At 57.4% G+C, this 18,491-nt stretch carries 17 protein-coding genes and 2 pseudogenes; 11 read left to right on the top strand and 8 right to left on the bottom strand.

Annotated elements, in window-relative coordinates; genetic code table 11:
• Nucleotides 1–172: pseudogene (locus ACTJK5_RS22060) on the bottom strand (AraC family transcriptional regulator); the annotation flags it as partial.
• Nucleotides 173–595: 423 nt separating this feature from the next.
• On the opposite strand from ACTJK5_RS22060, the gene ACTJK5_RS22055 reads away from it, so the two are divergent.
• Both ACTJK5_RS22055 and ACTJK5_RS22050 read left to right on the top strand, forming a co-directional pair.
• Nucleotides 596–1,915 carry a hypothetical protein gene (locus ACTJK5_RS22055; RefSeq protein ID WP_153312885.1) on the top strand — a complete coding sequence of 440 codons (1,320 nt, stop codon included), beginning with the start codon at nucleotides 596–598 and terminating at the stop codon, nucleotides 1,913–1,915.
• Complete coding sequence (locus ACTJK5_RS22050) at nucleotides 1,912–2,700, top strand: hypothetical protein (protein WP_440613261.1); 789 nt, start codon at nucleotides 1,912–1,914, stop codon at nucleotides 2,698–2,700. Before ACTJK5_RS22055 ends, ACTJK5_RS22050 begins: the two co-directional genes overlap by 4 nt.
• A gap of 455 nt (nucleotides 2,701–3,155) precedes the next feature.
• On the opposite strand, the gene ACTJK5_RS22045 is transcribed toward ACTJK5_RS22050, so the two are convergent.
• Nucleotides 3,156–3,806, bottom strand: a complete 651-nt coding sequence (locus ACTJK5_RS22045; RefSeq protein WP_440613260.1) for a DUF2461 family protein — start codon at nucleotides 3,804–3,806, stop codon at nucleotides 3,156–3,158.
• A 576-nt stretch (nucleotides 3,807–4,382) separates the two neighbouring features.
• Between ACTJK5_RS22045 and ACTJK5_RS22040 the strand changes: the two genes are divergently transcribed.
• Entirely contained in the window at nucleotides 4,383–4,571 is a 189-nt protein-coding gene (locus tag ACTJK5_RS22040) for a hypothetical protein (RefSeq protein WP_062597795.1), read from the top strand.
• Between the two features lie 219 nt (nucleotides 4,572–4,790).
• Here ACTJK5_RS22040 and ACTJK5_RS22035 read toward each other — a convergent pair whose 3' ends face one another.
• The 3 genes from ACTJK5_RS22035 to ACTJK5_RS22025 form a co-directional block, all read right to left on the bottom strand.
• Nucleotides 4,791–5,123, bottom strand: coding sequence for a GCG_CRPN prefix-to-repeats domain-containing protein (locus ACTJK5_RS22035; RefSeq protein WP_440613259.1), 333 nt, complete (start codon nucleotides 5,121–5,123; stop codon nucleotides 4,791–4,793).
• Between the two features lie 100 nt (nucleotides 5,124–5,223).
• Nucleotides 5,224–5,544, bottom strand: coding sequence for an Imm45 family immunity protein (gene imm45, locus ACTJK5_RS22030; RefSeq protein WP_427928601.1), 321 nt, complete (start codon nucleotides 5,542–5,544; stop codon nucleotides 5,224–5,226).
• Nucleotides 5,545–5,638: 94 nt separating this feature from the next.
• Nucleotides 5,639–6,298 (bottom strand): SOS response-associated peptidase, encoded by a 660-nt coding sequence (locus ACTJK5_RS22025; RefSeq protein ID WP_440613258.1) that lies wholly within the window; start codon nucleotides 6,296–6,298, stop codon nucleotides 5,639–5,641.
• 183 nt (nucleotides 6,299–6,481) lie between these two features.
• On the opposite strand from ACTJK5_RS22025, the gene ACTJK5_RS22020 reads away from it, so the two are divergent.
• Nucleotides 6,482–6,964, top strand: coding sequence for a thermonuclease family protein (locus tag ACTJK5_RS22020; RefSeq protein WP_112360799.1), 483 nt, complete (start codon nucleotides 6,482–6,484; stop codon nucleotides 6,962–6,964).
• A 506-nt stretch (nucleotides 6,965–7,470) separates the two neighbouring features.
• Entirely contained in the window at nucleotides 7,471–8,061 is a 591-nt protein-coding gene (locus ACTJK5_RS22015) for a pyridoxamine 5'-phosphate oxidase family protein (protein ID WP_440613257.1), read from the top strand.
• On the opposite strand, the gene ACTJK5_RS22010 is transcribed toward ACTJK5_RS22015, so the two are convergent.
• Entirely contained in the window at nucleotides 8,058–8,417 is a 360-nt protein-coding gene (locus ACTJK5_RS22010; RefSeq protein WP_440613256.1) for a hypothetical protein, read from the bottom strand. The two genes, ACTJK5_RS22015 and ACTJK5_RS22010, sit on opposite strands and share 4 nt — an antisense overlap.
• A gap of 184 nt (nucleotides 8,418–8,601) precedes the next feature.
• Here ACTJK5_RS22010 and ACTJK5_RS22005 point away from each other — a divergent pair, with 184 nt between their 5' ends.
• From ACTJK5_RS22005 to ACTJK5_RS21995, 3 genes are read left to right on the top strand one after another with little or no spacing between them, the layout of a single operon-like run.
• Entirely contained in the window at nucleotides 8,602–9,354 is a 753-nt protein-coding gene (locus tag ACTJK5_RS22005) for an ImuA family protein (protein ID WP_111850994.1), read from the top strand.
• Entirely contained in the window at nucleotides 9,275–10,786 is a 1,512-nt protein-coding gene (locus tag ACTJK5_RS22000) for a Y-family DNA polymerase (RefSeq protein ID WP_440613255.1), read from the top strand. The genes ACTJK5_RS22005 and ACTJK5_RS22000 overlap by 80 nt, the downstream gene beginning before the upstream one ends.
• On the top strand, nucleotides 10,783–14,043 hold the full coding sequence (locus tag ACTJK5_RS21995; protein WP_440613254.1) for an error-prone DNA polymerase: 3,261 nt from the start codon (nucleotides 10,783–10,785) through the stop codon (nucleotides 14,041–14,043). Before ACTJK5_RS22000 ends, ACTJK5_RS21995 begins: the two co-directional genes overlap by 4 nt.
• 610 nt (nucleotides 14,044–14,653) lie before the next feature.
• Here ACTJK5_RS21995 and ACTJK5_RS21990 read toward each other — a convergent pair.
• On the bottom strand, nucleotides 14,654–15,523 hold the full coding sequence (locus ACTJK5_RS21990; RefSeq protein ID WP_144623194.1) for an NmrA/HSCARG family protein: 870 nt from the start codon (nucleotides 15,521–15,523) through the stop codon (nucleotides 14,654–14,656).
• Between the two features lie 121 nt (nucleotides 15,524–15,644).
• Here ACTJK5_RS21990 and ACTJK5_RS21985 point away from each other — a divergent pair, with 121 nt between their 5' ends.
• On the top strand, nucleotides 15,645–16,535 hold the full coding sequence (locus ACTJK5_RS21985; RefSeq protein ID WP_144623193.1) for a LysR family transcriptional regulator: 891 nt from the start codon (nucleotides 15,645–15,647) through the stop codon (nucleotides 16,533–16,535).
• Between the two features lie 27 nt (nucleotides 16,536–16,562).
• Nucleotides 16,563–16,712, top strand: a pseudogene (locus ACTJK5_RS21980) (LysR family transcriptional regulator); the annotation flags it as partial.
• Nucleotides 16,713–16,724: 12 nt separating this feature from the next.
• Here the strand turns inward: ACTJK5_RS21980 and ACTJK5_RS21975 are convergent.
• Nucleotides 16,725–17,627 (bottom strand): AraC family transcriptional regulator, encoded by a 903-nt coding sequence (locus ACTJK5_RS21975; protein ID WP_113180142.1) that lies wholly within the window; start codon nucleotides 17,625–17,627, stop codon nucleotides 16,725–16,727.
• Between the two features lie 97 nt (nucleotides 17,628–17,724).
• Here ACTJK5_RS21975 and ACTJK5_RS21970 point away from each other — a divergent pair, with 97 nt between their 5' ends.
• The gene (locus tag ACTJK5_RS21970; RefSeq protein ID WP_144623192.1) at nucleotides 17,725–18,483 is read left to right on the top strand and encodes an SDR family oxidoreductase; all 759 of its coding nucleotides are present in this window, start codon (nucleotides 17,725–17,727) and stop codon (nucleotides 18,481–18,483) included.
• The last annotated feature ends 8 nt before the right edge of the window (nucleotides 18,484–18,491 follow it).

Here is an 18,491-nt window from a genome sequence, read left to right as displayed (position 1 = left end):
ACGCTGAAGGCGCTTGTCGATCCATAGCCGACGCGCTGGGCGATGTCGGCGATGGCAACATCTTCGCGGAGATATTCTTTCACGAGCGCCATACGCCATAGGGTCGCATCTTCCATCGGCGCGACGCCTACTTCCTTGCTAAGAAGGTTGAACGAGACATGGCAGCTTCTTGCATGGGAGAGATGAGCAGTGGTGGATGGCGGGTCGTCAACAATAAACCGTCTGGTTCCCAAGCCAAGCCTGCAAATCGGTCTTCTAGCACAACGTGCTCCCCACTATTTGCATTTGCCGGTGTTGGCGCTTTGTCAGAACCTTCTGAATAAAAACGTCTGGTGAAGGTACGAGAACGTGAACTTGGCTACCTCAAATATTGGCCATTGTCGCTTTGTGGTAATTTCTCGAAATCTTTAAGGAAAACTGCGCGGCTTACGTGTTTGCGCCTGCTATCGTCGTCATTTGACTGACCGCCAAAGTCGCAAGTCAGTGTCAAAGGCCGCCTTGCTATCGTGTAATACGAAGCATCGTTTTCAGGCCTTGAATTCGCCGATATTTAAGTTCGAGTTAAGGAGCAGAAGAATTCTCCGGAGACATATTCATGGCGCTAGGCGCATCGCATCGCTTGCAGGAAAGCCTGGCGGCGGTCGAAACGATGACTCGTTTTGCCCTCGCCGTCCTCGCTCTCGCTTCCGGCGTCTACACCTATCTTGGTGTACGCAGTATACTCGACGGTTCGCCTACGGCAGTCTTTTTTGCAGCCATCATCTACTCTGCTTCAGTTTCTGTGGGGATCTACGCCTTTTGGTCCTATATGGCGCGATTTTACCCGCACGTGACCAGCCGTTCTAGCCGCTCCGCGATGTTAGCAGTCATGGCGGTTGGCTGCGCGATGATTCTGGCTATGTCGAGCTGGCTCAATGCTGCAGCACTTGCAGGCTCAGCTGCTCTTGAACAGCATCTCGCGGAAACTGTTCAAGACTACACCGGAGATCTTGATCAGGCACATCAGAATGCTCTTGCAGCACAGAGTCTCTTGCCGGACATTCAACGCGCCAAAGAGCGTTTTGCCCAGCTTGCGGCCTCTGAACGACAGTCCGGGGCGCTGACGGGCACAACTGGTTCGGGCAGCGTTGTCTCGCTTCTGACGCAGATGTCTTCGCAATTGAATGAATTGGAAAACGGCATCAATGCATCCAGGGAACAGGTTGCCAGCCTGTTCGACCAAGGACAAAAGCGCCTCGAAACCATGCGCGCGCTTGTGTCGGCACCCGGAGTTGTAGAGCCACGGGCAGACAAGTTTTCGTCCGAAGCCGTCGCCCTGACCGGCGTCATCACATCGTTGCAGCAAACCTCGATTGCTCCCTCAATTCGGCGCGCTGCAGACGATCTTTCGCTAGGTTTCATTGCGCCTATCCCAGACGGTGGCGAACAGGATCTTATCACCCGTCAAGACCGGGTTATGGAAACAATCCGCGCTTCGGTTGCAGCACAATCGAAAGTCCTTTCTGATGCCGCAGATGAAATTCTGTCGCGCGCACCAGTAGCCGAGAGACGTTTCGTGCCGCTCTCATCGGCAGAAGCCGTTCTGCGTTACGCTTCCGACTTTATTCCAGCATGGGCGGGGGCGATTTCCATCGATCTCCTACCAGGCGTCATGGTTTTCATCCTCGCTGTGGTGAATGGTGCGATCCGAAGGGAAGAGGCGGCCATGCCGTTCGCCGAAAGGGTCACTGTAGCAGAACTAATGCAGGCGCTCGCGATGCAAAGGGCGATTGCGGCCGAAGAAATGTCAGCAAGAGAGCTGCAGATCACGGAGGATGCCCCTGCTGAAACTCGGGATTGCGAGGAGGGTGAAGACACCAATAAGATCACAAGTATCGGTGTTAACAAGTCACCGCGCAAAGGTCCGACCACGTGAGACCAGTCGCCGCTTTTAAAGCCATGATTAGCTTGGACGACGGCATGCTGATGCGCGGCGCCTTCTACTTGCTTCTTGCGGCGGCGGCGACATTTGTGGTGCTTGACGTAAAGGACATTACCGAAGCCGAAGCTGCTCGACCCAGTCTTGAACCGGCGCCGGAGCTGCCAATTTTTCTCCCTCCGAAGGGTGAGCCAGGGGTCCGCGGCGCTCCTCCAGTCCAACCCTTGACCCCTGAGGAGGTGCTCCGCAAGCCAATGACATTTAGTCTTGTTAAAGGCGGAGTGCTGCATGCTGAAGGAACAATCGATCCCGGCGCGGCCGAACGCTTTTCCCGAGAAATCGAGGCTCGTGGTGAGTATATCAAAATAGTGTCGTTGGACTCACCGGGAGGGTCGGTCGATGATGCTCTAGCTATGTCCAAATTAATTCGGGAAAAAGCAATTGCGACCAATGTCGGCGAAAAGGCACTCTGTGCCTCGTCCTGCCCACTCGTTTTTGCTGGGGGCATTACGAGATCGGCAGCCAATAATGCCGTTGTGGGCGTTCATCAGGTTTTCAATGGCGGCATTGACCAGGGATCGCCGGAGCAAGCAATGTCTAGTGCTCAGGCCATTACTGCAAGAGTTGCGCGACACCTCGACGAAATGGGCATCGGCGCCGGTTTGTGGATCCATGCGCTGGAGACCCCACCTAACCAACTCTATTATCTTTCGCCAGCCGAAATGTCCGAATACCGCCTCACTACCGATGCGATAGGGGTAGTTGGAAGCAGTGATGGCTGACTTCTATCGTGCCGCTCCGCCTGACGTTTGGATCCGAGACTGTTCTGATCTCGAGAGCTCGGAGCCGGATCATTATATCATCCTTCGCCAAACCCGGTTGCTTTATTCCACTTAGGAGTGTGCGCTTAAAGCTGTGGGCCTAAAAGCCTTTTCTCGTTCCACTCTCATTAATTCAACTTAATCCGATTGCCAACGATCCTCGCTTCAACTGCCGAAGTCTATGGAGTTACAACGCGATAGAAACGCCCCGGAGCAGACCTTAGGCGCCCACACGCTGCTGGTAGCGCCGTTGACGGTCGTTGGTAGCGCCTTAATAGTCGAGTGTAGTCGTTCTTCAAGAGCTTCAGCACAGGAGGGATGGTCTGAAGGCGGCCTAAGTCAGCTTTTTGTCGGCGCCGTTTGTGAAGTCCAAAATAAATCTGATAGGTGCGCAAGCGCCTAGGACGAGTGGCTCATCATGCCAGCTCTGGAAGCTTTGTGGTCGCGCGATTTATGTAGTCGACAAGGCCACGGGCTGCAGCAAACGATTTAACTGCTTCTTCTAAAAGATCCGGAGACATGAGCATCTGGGGTGAAACATCACGGCACGCCCCGAAGTTTTTGAGATTGAAAAAGTCGAGCGCGTCATGGTCTTTCATATAAGGTTTGCCACTTGCATGGCGCCCGTCACTCAGACCGTTCGGAAAATAAGTTCGGAATAAAGCGCCTTCAACGATTCCTCGCCACTTACCTGTTTGACTCGAAATGGTCTGCCGTAGGATGCGAGCAAGGCGGGGCTGCGGCGATAATGCACCCCCGCCGACGTACGAATACGCCTGAGAAATGCTCATGAAATAGGTCGCAGCCGAATTTCTAGATAGGGACACCCGGATTGTGATCGGAGCGACGCCCTTCGAAATCTGCGCGGTCACCAGACACTTGCGCGCGTCGCGGTTTGCTTCGGCAATGCGGGGATCTAACCGTACCGCGCCTAGGAGAAGCGCAGATGCAAATTCACTTAAGTTTTGGCGCGCCAGTTTAAGACGAATACGGTTGTCGGCGAGCCACTCCGCTTCACCCTCCGCAGATGCTTCTGATAAAAACTGTAAAGTTTGCTGATCAATCATGAGGAAGCCTACGCACGTTTGCCCAATTTATAACAAGTTTAACAATACGAACATAAAGGGAACGAAATATGTCCAGCTCGGATATGTATCAGAGAATTTCTTCTTCTCGACCGTTGCTGCGCCGCTGGACAGAAGATGCCCCTCGAAAATCAGCCTCGACAGAAGGAGTTTTCGAAGACTGCGGCAGAGCATAAGATGCGCAAATGGTGAAGTGCAGTGTGCAGTTAGGTTGAATGAGGCCGAACGAAGGCGTCTGCCGTCGGTCGCACGATTTTGTAGAAGGCGGCTAGCGACGCCGGCATTTCTCGTCCCGACCGTTTCACACAGTTTCAGGTAGTCGGAAGAAGAGCCATTCAGGACCCCGCAATCTCCGCACCTCAAGGAAACACTGCCGGAGGCTCAGATATCTCGCAACTTTATGCGTAATGTCTTGCCGAAGTGCGATAGAATCAACGCTCGGAAAAGCGGGCAAAGTGTCGAACGCTGCCCTCTATTGGATGCGAGCTTGCGGCTTGAGCTTTTCAAAACTTGTTGTAACGATACCTCTTGGCCAATCAAGGCCAGGAGTTTTTCAGCATGTGGAAGTCGGTTTTGATTGTAGCCGCACTGACGTCTTTTGCCGTCGCGCCAGCGAGCGCAGAGCAGTGCCGCGACGCCAAGGGCAAATTCGTTAAATGCGAGACGACGAAGAAGAAGGTTCAGTGCAAGGATGCTAAGGGCAAGTTCGCCAAGTGCGGCACTGCCGGCGCGATGCCTGTGAACTGAGCCTTGTTATAGAATGGCGGCCTTCTTGCGGTCGCCATTAACCCCTAGAGTACGCCTCCTCTGCTTATTCGTTGCGATCAAAGACCGGCAGGTGCATTGTGCTACAATTATTTTCTCAGAGCACAGCCATCGTTGGGGGTCGATTATAAAAGGGAAGCGTTTGGCATGCTGGCCATGATCGGCGCCGGTTAGGGCTCGTTATCCTAGCGGCCACTCATATTACCAGCGATCACGGTAGTCATATCCTCGTCGCCACTCACGTTCGCGTTCCCACGCTCGACGCTCTTGCCACTCCCGCCTTGCCTGGCGTTCCCGCCACTCGCGCCGAGCTTCCCAATCGCCGCGACGCCCCCACTCGCGTTCGTAGCGTGGCGGGCCGTTCGGCCGGCAGAAGCCCCGGGGCGATAGATGATATCCACGCCCACAGGCGTAATCGACCGTCTGGATGTCTGGCTTATCCCGCGCCAAGGGTTGCGTCATGGGCATCGCGTTTGCACTTGCTCCCATCAATCCGCTTATCAGCAGTGCCGCGCCTAGAACTATATTGCGCATTTCCATCACTCCTCGTTTGGTGGAGTGATTTAGCTCTCGGTCCCGTGAACGGCGGCTGAATGAATAGTGATGGTTTTGTGGCGTGAGCGCGCACGACGTCTCACGTCGCTTGGTAAGCCTCTATGAACTCGACCTGCGAAACGTCGCAGTCGGGGTATATCCAGGCTTTCCAGTTGGAAACAATCCAATCACGACTGACACCACCATCCTTGCTTTCGCTTTCAGGCGGCAAATACACCAGGGAAATCCCCGCCTTGTACCCGGACGTGACCATCAAGCCGTATCCTCTTTCGCCAGACGTAGTTTCGAAGAGCATGAAGTCGACGTGTTCCTCATACGGATATTTCGCCGGTAGCCTGAGAACGTTCCCGCGAAACAACGATGCCTGGTCGAGATCGATGAGCTTCTGCTTTGGGTGCATACCAGTCCGTTCTATTCAAACTCTCTCGTAGCAGCTCATTCTTGGTGCGGAGATGTTACCACTTCCTCACAGAATGCTGACTGTATGCCCCTGCTTACAAAAGTGTGGCCTGAATGGAAACATCTTCGAGAGGCAGCAGCACCAAGCGTTCATCAGGCAAGGGCCGTTGGAGCGCCTTTGCCTCATCCCATGGCGCGCTAAGCCACACATCGACTTCCTCGCGCGTCGTCAGTATGACCGGCATTGCCTTGGGGTGGATCGGCTTGACGATGTTATTTGGCTCGCAGGTCAGGAAGCCGAAAAGCTGATGATTGCCGTCCCGCGGGTTCTTCATCGATCCGCGCACGCCGTGCCAATCGGTCCAAATGCCGGCGAAGAATGCAAGCGGCTCGCTGTCATCGATCGCGAACCATCGCTTCGTCTTTCGAGGCTTGGTGTCTTCCCACTCGCAGAACCGCGTCCACGGCACGATGCAACGGCTCTCCGGTTTTAACCATCGGCGCCAGTGTGGCGATGCGACGTTGCGAATGTTGGTGACGCCTGTGTCTGGTCGATCGCCGAGAATGTTTGGCGGGGTGGGCATGCCCCAGGTGAGGCCGACAAGCTCGCGCGCTCCGTCACGGTTTCGGATGACCGGGGCAGGGCGGTCCGGGTAGACTTCCACCTCTGGCTCAAGGTTCAGCCTCTCGCTCATCGCGCCGGCGATGTCTCGCATGGCTTCCTGGTTTGTTCGGACTTGATAGAGATTGCACATGCTTACCTCAACATTAAGTGATTGCGCGGTTGCTCTTGGTCTAACAAACTGCCTTTTGTCGTTCCTGTATCCCTGCGTGACAATCTATAAAGTGGTTATGCGTGGAATCAGCATTATCAGTCGTGGCTCTTGCGAAAGAAAAACCAGGAACTTCGTCGCCCCTTGCGCCATCCGAATACACAGATGATCAAAGTTACAGCTTCTGCCCTTATCCTGATGTTCATCCCAGCGATTGCGTCGGCGGGCAGCATCACCGGACGCCCCTCCGTTGTGGACGGCGACACGATCGAGATCAACGGCGTGCGCATCCGCTTTGAGGGCATCGATGCACCTGAGAGCCGACAGCTATGCGAGAATGCCAGCGGCAAACGCTACCGCTGCGGGCAAGTCAGTGCTAATGCCCTCGACACCTTCCTTTCGCAATCGCGTCCGACAACGTGTAGGGCGACAGGCAAGAGCTACGACAGGATCGTGGGGCGTTGCGTTCGATCTGACGGTCTAGATGTCAACGCCTGGATGGTTCGCAACGGACACGCGATCGATTGGCCGAAGTACTCGAACGGTCGTTATGCCAAGGATCAGGCAGAGGCACAGTCCGCACGTCTAGGTATTTGGGGTGGGAAGTTTGAAATGCCGTGCATCGCTCGCGGTGCTAGATGCGATTGACCGGAGACTGTAGAAGCTTCGCGATGAGCCTCGTCTGGTCGTAAATGGTCTCGATCGATCTGCGCTGCCTCGAATTACAAGCGCGCATTTTTCATTCTTAGATACGCGCGTGTTGCGTCCTTCGTTACCGATAGGGACGGAACCCGTCCTCGTTGGAATCGCTATATCTCCACTGATCATAAGCGGAGGTTGCGAAATGTTGAGCGGACCGAAGCGTGCTCGGATCGTACCATGCCATTAGGCCGCCAACCAATACGACAGCAAGCACCGCTACACCTATGAGCTTGCGGAGTATGAAGAATGCGAACCAGACGGCAATGAGCGCGGCTGCCACGGTCAGGAGCAGAGAATAGACGTCGTTTGGAATAGAGTTTGCGATGATGTCCATCCAGCCGTTAAATCGCGCCGATTTGTCTGAAGCATGGCAGCGGTGGGATTGAGAAACACGCGACCAAACTAGTGCGTCACAATCTCGTGGCGCAGGCACATATTACTGGAGCCGGAAATTGACCAACGACAAGCGTCTCCCCGATGACCCGGAGCAGGTCCTTCTTCATATTTGGTCTGCTCTTGAAGGCGGTACAAAATCCCATGCCCCGTTCAACCTGCTCCAATTCGCAACAGTAGCCTACAATGGAAAGCCGTCCGTCAGAACGATCGTACTGCGGCAATTTACACGAAGACTTGGAGAGTTGTTCTTCGTGACGGACGCCGGTTCTGCCAAGATGAGCCAGCTTCGGTCCAACAACCATGTGTCGCTGGTGGGCTACGATCCTGCAACATGGACTCAGATCAGGCTGTCGGGCTTGGCCAGTGTTTCGCAAGACGAGGACGAGCGACTTGCGCAATGGAACATGTTGAGCACTCGTACCCGACGCTCGTTCTTACCCCGCGATGCAGGCTTTAGGGTAGACGATCAAGCGTGTGAGGAGGGCGCCGGCCCACAAATTCAACTGTCGGTCCCACCGGCGGCTTTCGCCCTGGTGAAGGTCACGCTTGTCACCGTCGAGCTTCTGGATGTCTTTGATGAGGAGCATGTTCAATACAACTTCAACCGAGCAGATGGTACATGGTCGGGGAACAGATCGCGCGACTAGCCATCTGCATTCGGCGACTGGAGACATCGAAACCGCATCTCGCAGAGGTCGCCGTCGGGATGGCAGATACGGTCGCAACCCATCGCGAGGCGTCGGCGAAGCTTGGCGAAGCTCATGCTGGCGCCGAACTTCGCAACAGCCGCTTTTCGTTCTAAGCTATCAACGCGTTCGCACCGGATGCATTCGATTTCGATATTAGGCAGTCGTACGTCCTTCAGCGTGTAGTTGCGCTCGCTTTCAGTTCTTCCGCTGGTTTTAGGCGTCTTGGTGATTATACCACCCCCTGGAACCTCTGAGGACTTTGGATATCCACATCCCTCTATGACGACAAAAATATTTTCCACGAACGGTGCCATGTCGAATCTAGTTACGGTTTTGATTCGACTTCACGAATCTGCAGTGTTGCTAATCTTGAGCCAAGATTCCTTATTTTCAGGCGTCTTGACGCCGGACAAGATACGGAACAGAAGGGGAACAATCAAGTTCTAGCGACATGATGTCGTCCCTGTTCAACTGCGATTTCGGAAGGATTCGTAACCGATGTCGGCTGCCCGCGATCAAGTGATTACTGATCTGCGAGATCGCATCTCTTCCATCCAAGGAGAGGGCGTGACGAAAGCGGGGTGCCTACCTTTTGGCGTGGCTCAGATCGACGCAATCCTTCCGGGAGGCGGCCTGGCGTATGGCGCGCTGCATGAATTCGCGGGCGGAGGTTCAGGAACCGTTGACGGAGCGGCCGCCGCGCTGTTCGCAGCCGGCATTGCCGCACGCACGAAGGGTCCGATCGTCTGGTGCCTGACGAGGCCGGACCTTTTCTTCCCCGCGCTCGCTCAGGCGGGGCTGCATCCTCGCAGAGTAATCTTCGTCGAAAGCGACAAGGAAGAGGACGTCGCGGCCAGCATGGAGGAAGCCCTTTCATTCGGAGGTCTTGGCGCAGTTGTCGGGGAAATGGTCAGACTGCCGATGGTCGTCAGCAGGCGCCTGCAACTCGTCGCAGAACGTACAGGCACCATGGCGCTCGTGGTCCGAAGGTGGCGAAGGCAGACCGAGGCTAGTGATTTCGGTCAACCGACCGCTGCCACGACACGGTGGCGCGTGGGTGTACTTCCTTCAGAGTCGCTCCCGGTCCCAGGCATCGGGCGGCCCAGGTGGTACTTGGAATTGCTCAGGTCGCGTGCGGGCGAGTGTAGAGAGTTTTGCGTCGGAGCGTGTGATGAGCAGGGTCGTATCGATCTATTTTCCGGATTTGGCCACGGACAGGATCAGGAGGGACGATCCCTCGATACCGGGTGAGCAGCCGATCGCTGTGATTTCCAGGAGTGGATCCAAGCGATGGGTGTCCGCGGTCGATGGCGCCGCAAGGAAGATCGGGGTTCGTGTAGGGATGCCTGCCGCGAAGGCGCAGGCAATCTTCCGGGGTCTTAGATTGGTTGATGCCGATCCCGCCGCGGATGCTGTCGCACTCAATCGTATCGGTTTCTGGGCGCTCGCGCACTATTCGCCGGTCGTTGCAGTCGACGGCGTTGACGGTCTCGTCATGGATACCGAGGGCGCGGATCATCTCCAAGGCGGAGAGGTGCCGATGACGACTGGTATCGTAAACACCTTCCTGTCCCGAAAACTGACGGCGAAGGTAGCCGTGGCAGAAACCTGGGGAGCGGCCCACGCGTGTGTTCGGGCAATCAAGCGCGATACGGTGATCGTGCCTCGCGGTGAAATAGTGCGCGCAGTCGAGAAACTCCCGATCTCTCTTTTGAGGCTCTCCGACAAGATCGTCCAGGATCTCCTTGTCCTTGGCTTCCATTCGATCGGCGAACTTGCGAACACGCCGCGTGCGCCGCTGGCGCTTCGTTTCGGACCGGAAGTCGGCAGGAGACTGGACCAGATGTTTGGTCGAGTGTCGGAGCCGATAGATCCCATAAGGACAGCGGATCTTGTCGAGGTCTCCCGTTCCTTCCAGGAGCCAATTGGAGCAGCGGAAACGATCGACAAGTACGTCGGCAGGTTGGTGGTCCAACTTGTGGCAGAACTTGAGAAGCGCGGACTTGGCGCGCGAAGAACCGACCTCATCGTCCACAAGGTAGACAACACCATTCAGGCAATACGCGCCGGAACTGCAAAGCCCGCGCGCGACGTCGGCTGGTTGACGAAACTCTTCAAGGACCGGACCGAGAAGATAGAGCCGGGATTTGGTATCGAGAGACTTGTTCTTGTCGCCGTCGCGGCCGAACCATTAGTGGAGGAGCAGAAGGAATCGTCGCTTGTCGAGGAGGAGCACGGCGACATCACTCCGCTGATCGACATCTTCGCGAACCGTGGACAACGGGTATATCGCTTGGCGCCCGTTGCATCCGATGTTCCTGAGAGGAGTGTCCAGCGGGTCCCGGCTATTGCGGACGCTGTGGAGACTGCATGGGTGAGCCATTGGCGCAGACCCGTGCGGTTGTTCGACCGACCGGAGCAGATCCAGGCGATTGCTCTCATGCCAGACTATCCGCCCGCAAGCGTGACGTGGCGCGGGAAGCGTCACCGCGTGAAGCGAGCCGACGGTCCAGAACGCATTTTCGGCGAATGGTGGATGCGGCCCACGGAACTGGAGGCCGTGCGGGACTACTTCGTCATAGAAAATGATGACGGGGAGCGCTTCTGGATTTTTCGCTCCGGAGATGGGATCGACCCGGAAACGGGCTCGCATAAGTGGTTCATGCACGGGATTTTCGCATGAAGTACGCGGAGCTTCAGGTCACGACGCATTTCAGCTTCCTTCGTGGAGCGTCGTCGGCGCATGAATTGTTCGCGACGGCAAAGGAGCTCGGCATCGAAGCCCTTGGTGTCGTCGATCGCAACAGTCTCGCCGGAATCGTGCGCGCGCTAGAGGCTTCCCGCGAAACTGGAGTGCGGCTGGTCGTCGGCTGTCGGCTCGATCTGCAGGATAAGATTTCGATCCTCGTCTATCCGACGGACAAAGCGGCATATTCGCGGCTCACCCGCCTGATCACTTTGGGGAAGGGCAGAGGCGGGAAGGACAACTGCATCCTTCATCTGGACGACCTTGCCGTTTACGCAGAAGGGATGGTCGGCATCCTCGTGCCGGACCTCGCCGACGATGTCTGTGCCGTCCAACTCAGGAAGATGAACGAGATTTTCGGCCGGCGAGCTCACGTGGCGCTCAGTCTTCGGCGACGACCCAACGACCAAATGCGGCTCCACGAGCTTTCAAATATGGCGGCAAAGTTCAGGGTGAAGACGGTCGTCACCAACGACGTTCTCTTCCATGAGGCGTCTCGCCGTCAATTGCAGGATATCCTCACGTGCATCCGCACCAACACGACTATCGACGACGTGGGTTTCGACAGAGAGCGACATGCCGATCGCTACCTCAAGCCCCCGGAGGAAATGGAGCGGTTGTTTCCGAGATACCCCGAAGCACTTGCTCGGACGATGGAGATCGTAAGCCAGTGTACCTTTAGCTTGGAGGAACTGACGTATGAATATCCTGAGGAAGCGCTGATTGACGGCATGGACGCGCAGCAGTCGCTGGAGCATTGCGTCCGCGAGTGCATCCCCGACCGATACCCGGAGGGACTGCCACAGAGTGTCCTACGAGCGGTTAGACATGAGTTGGATCTGATCAAGGAGATGGGGTACGCGCCCTATTTCCTCACGGTTTACAGCATCGTTCGCTTTGCTCGTTCACGAGGAATCCTTTGCCAGGGGAGGGGGTCCGCCGCAAACTCTGCGATCTGCTACATCCTCGGCGTCACGAGCATCGACCCCGAAACCAACGATCTGTTGTTCGAGCGGTTCGTCAGCAAGGAGCGCAACGAACCGCCAGACATCGACGTCGATTTCGAACACGAGCGTCGGGAGGAGGTTATCCAGTGGATCTACAAGACCTACGGCCGCGATCGTGCGGCGCTGGTTTGTACGGTCACGCGTTATCGAGCCAAGGGTGCGATCCGCGACGTCGGCAAGGCTATGGGTTTACCGGAGGACGTGACCAAAGCCCTCTCGTCGGGGCTGTGGTCGTGGTCGGAGGAGGTGACGGAGCGCAATGTGCGCGAGCTGAATCTCAATCCCGACGACTACCGTCTTGTGATGACGCTTCGTCTTGCTCGAGATCTCATGGGTGCTCCTCGACATCTCGGCCAGCATGTCGGTGGCTTCGTGCTGACGCGTTCACGCCTAGATGATCTCGTTCCAATCGAGCCGGCGGCGATGGAAGATCGCCAGGTTATAGAGTGGGACAAGGACGACGTCGAAGCCTTGCGAATGATGAAGGTTGACGTTCTGGCGCTCGGCATGCTGACGTGCATGCAGAAGGCCTTCGACTTGATCCGGGAGCACAAGCACGAAGATCTCGATCTTGCCAAGGTTCGGCAGGAGGACGGGGCGACATATACGATGATCCGTAAGGCCGATACGCTTGGCACATTCCAAGTCGAAAGCCGAGCGCAGATGGCGATGCTGCCGAGGCTCAAGCCGAGAACGTTTTACGATCTCGTCGTCCAGGTCGCCATTGTTCGGCCAGGCCCTATACAGGGCGACATGGTCCATCCGTATCTCCGCCGCCGGGAGGGGAAGGAGGCTGTGGAGTATCCGACACCGGAGCTCGAGGCCGTACTTGGCAAAACGTTGGGCGTGCCCTTGTTTCAGGAGAGCGCGATGCGCGTCGCAATGGTTTGCGCAGGTTTCACCGCCGGCGAGGCTGACCAGCTCCGAAAAAGCATGGCGACTTTCAAGTTCACTGGAGGCGTATCGCGGTTTCAGACCAAGCTGATCGATGGAATGGTCAACAACGGCTACAGTCGCGAATTCGCGGAGAAGACCTTCTCCCAGCTCGAAGGGTTCGGCAGCTATGGCTTCCCGGAAAGCCATGCTGCATCGTTCGCGCTCATCGCTTATGCGAGCTGTTTCATCAAATGCCACTACCCGGATGCCTTCGCCGCGGCGCTCATCAATTCGCAGCCGATGGGCTTCTACGCTCCGGCGCAAATCATCGGCGACGCCCAGAAGCATGGTGTCGAGGTTCGACCCATATCCGTGCAACATTCGCGCTGGGACTGCACACTAGAGGAAATCCCCGGCAGCAACCGACACGCCATCCGGCTGGGTATGCGCCAGGTTGCTGGGCTGGCAGCTCGGGACGCCGCCAGAATTGTCGCAGCAAGGATCGAACGGCCGTTCGAGAGCGTCGACGACGTATGGCGTCGATCGGAAGTCCCATCGGAAGCGCTTGTCCAGCTCGCCGAGGCCGACGCCTTCAGACCTGCATTCAACATCGAGCGGCGTGATGCACTCTGGGCGATCAAAGCATTACGAGACGAGCCGCTTCCACTGTTTGTGGCGGCGGCAGAGCGTGAGATGAAAACGGTCGCCGAGCAGCAGGAGCCGCAAGTTGAACTCAGGCAGATGACCGAGGGCCACAAGGTGGTCGAGGACTATCAACACGTCGGCCTGACTCTTCGTGCGCATCCTTTGTCATTCCTGCGACAGGATCTCACCGCTCGCCGGATCGTCACATGTGCAGATGCGATGAATGCCCGTGATAAGAGCTGGCTCTGCGTTGCTGGGCTAGTGCTCGTGAGGCAGAAACCCGGATCCGCGAAGGGCGTCATGTTCATCACCATCGAGGATGAGACCGGACCAGCGAACATCGTCGTGTGGCCGTCGCTTTTCGAGAAACAGCGTCGGATCGTGTTAAGCTCAAGCATGATGGCGATCCACGGGAAAATCCAGCGGGAAGGGGACGTCGTTCACTTGATCGCGCGGCAGCTTTACGACCTCTCTGCCGATCTGTCATCTCTGTCGGACCGCGACACCGAGTTTCGGAATCCGAGTGGTCGTGGCGATGAGTTCGCGCATGGCTCTCATGGCGGCGGCGATGTCCGCGATAGGCCGAAGCCGAACAAGGTTCGTGACATCTATATCCCAGACCTTCACATCGACACTCTTAAGGTCAAGAGCCGAAATTTCCAGTAGGGTGATCTAGCCGTTTAATTGTCAGCCTAGTGAAGATGTCCACTGTGTCGGCGGTCCGGGCGTCTTTCCGTCCGGTAGCAGTCGGTGCAGGTGATCGTGAACGACGTCTGCACTGAATGGCTTTCTCCCGAAGGTTGCATCTTCCGGGAGATATCCAGCTTGGGCACGATCTGTCCCGATGCGACTACGATCCCAAATTCCGGACAGGACCCCGCACATTTTTGGGCGAGATAAGCCGTCGAGCTTGCTCGGCGGCATCTGCACGTCGGTAAAAGGAGTTTTACGCTGGCGCACGCTGCTCGAGGATCGATATAGCTTGATCGAGCGTAGCCGCCTCCAGCACTCGAAATCCAGCGTCTTCGAGAATATCCGAAGCGTCCGTTCTTACAAGCGCATCGTCGCGATGACCACAGGCGTTCGTGCTAACGCGTGCTGCATGTACGAGGAGACATGTCCTGCCAGCCAGACCGCTCATAGGCCCGCCGGCAGAAAAGGCGCGAATCACGCGCCTTGATTTCGAGACCCGCCCATATGTGCGCGCGGGACAAGATCAGTTCCCACTGGGGCTCTACTGAAGCGGTCGCGGTTGTTATCGAGGGGCGCGCGCGGTTCAGGCAGATGCGGCAAGCTGCGAGGCAAACTCGCGATAGCTGTGCAGCGGGCGGCCCAGGATTTGCGTCAGCCGCTCGACATCGCCAGCGTTCGGAACCATGCCGTGGCTGACGTAGCGCTCAGCCATCAGGCGCATTTCATAGGCCATCCACTTAGGCATGATACTGGCGAGGTTTTGTTCGAAGCCGGATGGATCATCGCCGCCATAGACGACAGGGCGGTCCAGAACATCAGACCAGATGGCTGCGACTTCCAAGCCAGTCAGCGTCTCCGGGCCGACCAGATTGATCGTCTCGCTCGGCAGTTTTTTCGCGGCGCGGTCGCGACGAAGGAGCTCGGACGCAGCAACTTCTGCAATATCTCTGGTGTCGACCATGGCAACACCCTTGCTCCCGATCGGCATCGGGTAGACAGCGTAATTGAAGATGACGTCTTTGATCATGACGTCGTTGTCGATGAAGTATGCCGGCCTCAGGATCGTGGCGCTAAAGCCCATCGCCTCCAGCATGCGTTCGGCGCCAAACTTGACGGCGAAGTGCGGCACATTCACTGCTCGGTCGGCATCGAACACCGAGAGGTAGACGACACGTTCGACGCCGGCTTCGCGCGCAACGTTCAAAGCGATGATGGCCTGGGTGAATTCATCGCCGGCGACCGCGTTCAGCAGGAACAGGGTGCGGACTCCATTGAAGGCGCGGCGGAGCGCGTCGATATCGAGCATGTCTCCCTGCACAACATCGACGTTCGAGGCAAAATTGGCCTTGGCGGGATCACGCACGAGGACACGGACATCCGCATTACGTGCGATGAGCTGGTCAACGACATGGCGGCCGACACGGCCAGTGGCACCGGTTACAAGAATGGTCATTGGGGTTCTCCTTGGTTTACTGTGAACGACTTCGGTTTCGAAGACACCCCGACTATGGCTGGTTCACATTCAACCCAATAGGCGCTAAAAATAGACACATCGTCTCACTGGTAGAACACTCATGGATTTGGCTGCCCTTGTTGATTTTGTCACCGTTGCCCGCCATGGCGGCATCGGCCGCGCTGCCCGCGCTTCCGGTCGGCCGAAGGCAACGCTTTCGCGCCGGGTCGCTGAACTGGAAGCGAGCCTTGGCCTACGGCTGTTCGAACGCGGCTCACGGATGCTCAAGCTGACGGAGGAGGGGCGGGCGCTTCAAGAGCGGGCGGGTGCTCTGCTGATCGAACTGGACGAGACCGCCGCCGCCATAGCGTCTGGCGGAGACAGGCCGCGTGGCAGGTTGCGGATCAGCGCGCCATTGCTGTTCTCCCAGACTGCCATGGGCAAGCTGGCTGCCGGCTTCTCCCTCAAGTATCCAGAGGTGCGCATGGAGGTGACGACCGAAGATCGCCCTGTCGATATGGTGGAGGAGGGATACGACCTCGTTATCAGGGTGAACCCCGATCCAGACGAGAGCCTGGTGGGCCGCGCCTTCCTGCGTGACGGGTTGGTGGTCGTGGCGGCACCACACCTCGCATACGACAGCAGAGCCACTGTGCCAGTCGTCATACGCGGCACGCCGGGTCAAACGAGGTCATGGACAATGAACACACCGACAGGGCAGCTCAGTCTTCAAATCGATCCCGTGCTCAGCCTTTCCTCTATGACCATGGTCCGCGATGCGGTGCGCATGGGCGTCGGCGCGGCGCGCCTTCCCCTGTCTTTGGTAAGCCATGATCTCGCTGAGGGGCGGTTGGTTCGTTGGGGAGATGTCGAAGGGCCGGAAACGGTGCTTTGGGCGCTCTACCCGTCACGTCGTCTCCTCAGCGCGAGAGTGTCTGCATTCCTTGACTATCTCAAGCAAGCCTTTCCTCTAGGGACGGCCGATGAGCTAGCAGCCTATGTCGAGGAATAACTTTGAAGGCGTGACGCTTCTCGCCGGGGCGACATCAAAGGATCCGAGATCGCGCTCTGGGCGCTGTACCCGTCGCGGCGTCTCTTGAGTTCGCGGGTCTCTGCCTTCCTCGATTTCCTGAGGCAGGCTTTCCCCAAGGGAACACCTGAAGAGCTGGCAGCCTATATCGGTGGGTAGGGGTCGGACGCGTTAGGCCGCGGCAGCAACCGCGCGTGAATACGCCCCAGGCGGCATTCCCACATGCCGATTGAAGGCCACGCTGAAGGCGCTTGTCGATCCATAGCCGACGCGCTGGGCGATGTCGGCGATGGCAACATCTTCGCGGAGATATTCTTTTGCCAGTGCCATTCGCCATCCGGTCGCATACTCCATCGGCGCGACGCCTACCTCCTTGCGGAAACGATCGAAGAAGGTTGAACGAGACATGGCAGCCTCCTGGGCAAGCGTCTCCACAGTCATGCTGCGACCCGGATCTGCGTGGATCCGGCGCAAAGTCGGCGCCAGCAGTGGGTCGGCCATGCCGCGCAGGAGACCCGGTGGTGCTTTGGCGCTTGCAACTGACCGCAATGCGTCAATGAACAGAACATCCAGCAGCCGATGAAGCACCATTTCGCGCGCAGCACGGTCGGCCCTCGTCTCGTCATTGATCATGCGGACCAGGGCCATCAGTCGTTCTTCCCCATGGACATGGATGACTTCCGGCAGCAGCGATACGAGAAGAGCCTTGTCATCCGAGCCGAACGTGCAATGCCCGACCAGTGCCTTGATTTCCGCCGGCGCTTCCGGGTCGCCGAGGCGAAAAACACCGGGGCTGGTTTCCATTCGCTGGGGAAGCGCGCCGCGTGGCGGCGGCTCCGTGCTGCTCATCGTAAACGAGAAGATGTTTGGGACCAGGACGAAGTCACCCGCAGTGAGCACCATCGGCTCACGACCGGCAATCGTCATCAGGCAACGTCCTTCGACCACGGCGCAGTAGAACGGGCTTCCAAGCTCGGTGCGCTCAACAAGCCACTGACCGCCACCCGTCACAAGCTTTGAGATGGAAGGTCTTGCTTTCAGTAGGGAAACGACTTCGGCGACGGGATCGGTCATTTTTCGGATTTCTGCTAAACAATATCGGACATACGCATATAGCAAGTCCGGATTATCCGGTCCATCTTCAGGTCAGTTAAATGTCAGGAGACGGAACATGCCAAAGATCCTCATCACCGGTTGCTCGTCCGGTTTCGGCCTCGCCATCGCACAGAAATTCTTGAACGCCGGGTGGGACGTCGTCGCCACTATGCGCGCGCCGCAAAACAACCTTCTTCCTTCGGACGGCAGGCTCGAAATCCTGCCGCTGGATGTTACTCGCGCAGACAGCATTGCCGAGGCGGTGGAAGCCGCCGGCACGATCGATGCTCTGGTCAACAATGCCGGCGTCGGCATGCTCAATGTGCTCGAAGGCTCGCATATGTCGAAGGTTCGCGAACTGTTCGAGACAAACGTCTTCGGCGCAATGGCGATGACAAAAGCTGTCCTTCCGCAGATGCGGTCCCGTCGCTCGGGCGTCATCGTCAACGTCAGCTCCGCCGTCACGATAAGGCCGCTGCCAGCACTTTCGGTCTACAGCGCCAGCAAGGCGGCCCTCAACGCATTTACGGAGAGCCTAGCGCTCGAAGCGGCTCTGTTCGGAGTTCGCGCCAAACTTGTTTTGCCTGGCTCGGCGCCGACGACCGGCTTTGGCAAGAACGCAGTCTCGCGCATGGGCATGGAAATTCCCGAGCCATATACCGCCTTCGTCGACGACTACATGACGAAGCTGCGTTCGGGCGCGCAAGTCACCACTGCGGAGGCGGTTGCAGATGCCGTCTTTCGGTCTGTGACAGAGATCGACGCGCCGATGAAGATCCCCGCCGGGGCCGACGCGGAAACCTCATTCCGCGAAGCCGGTCATTTGCTCGCCTGATCATCGAC

The organism is Agrobacterium sp. 22094 (assembly GCF_052046015.1).
GTDB classification, from domain to species: Bacteria; Pseudomonadota; Alphaproteobacteria; order Rhizobiales; family Rhizobiaceae; genus Agrobacterium; species Agrobacterium cavarae.
Note: the sequence above shows the minus strand (reverse complement) of the source record. Positions and strands in the feature narration are given on the sequence as shown.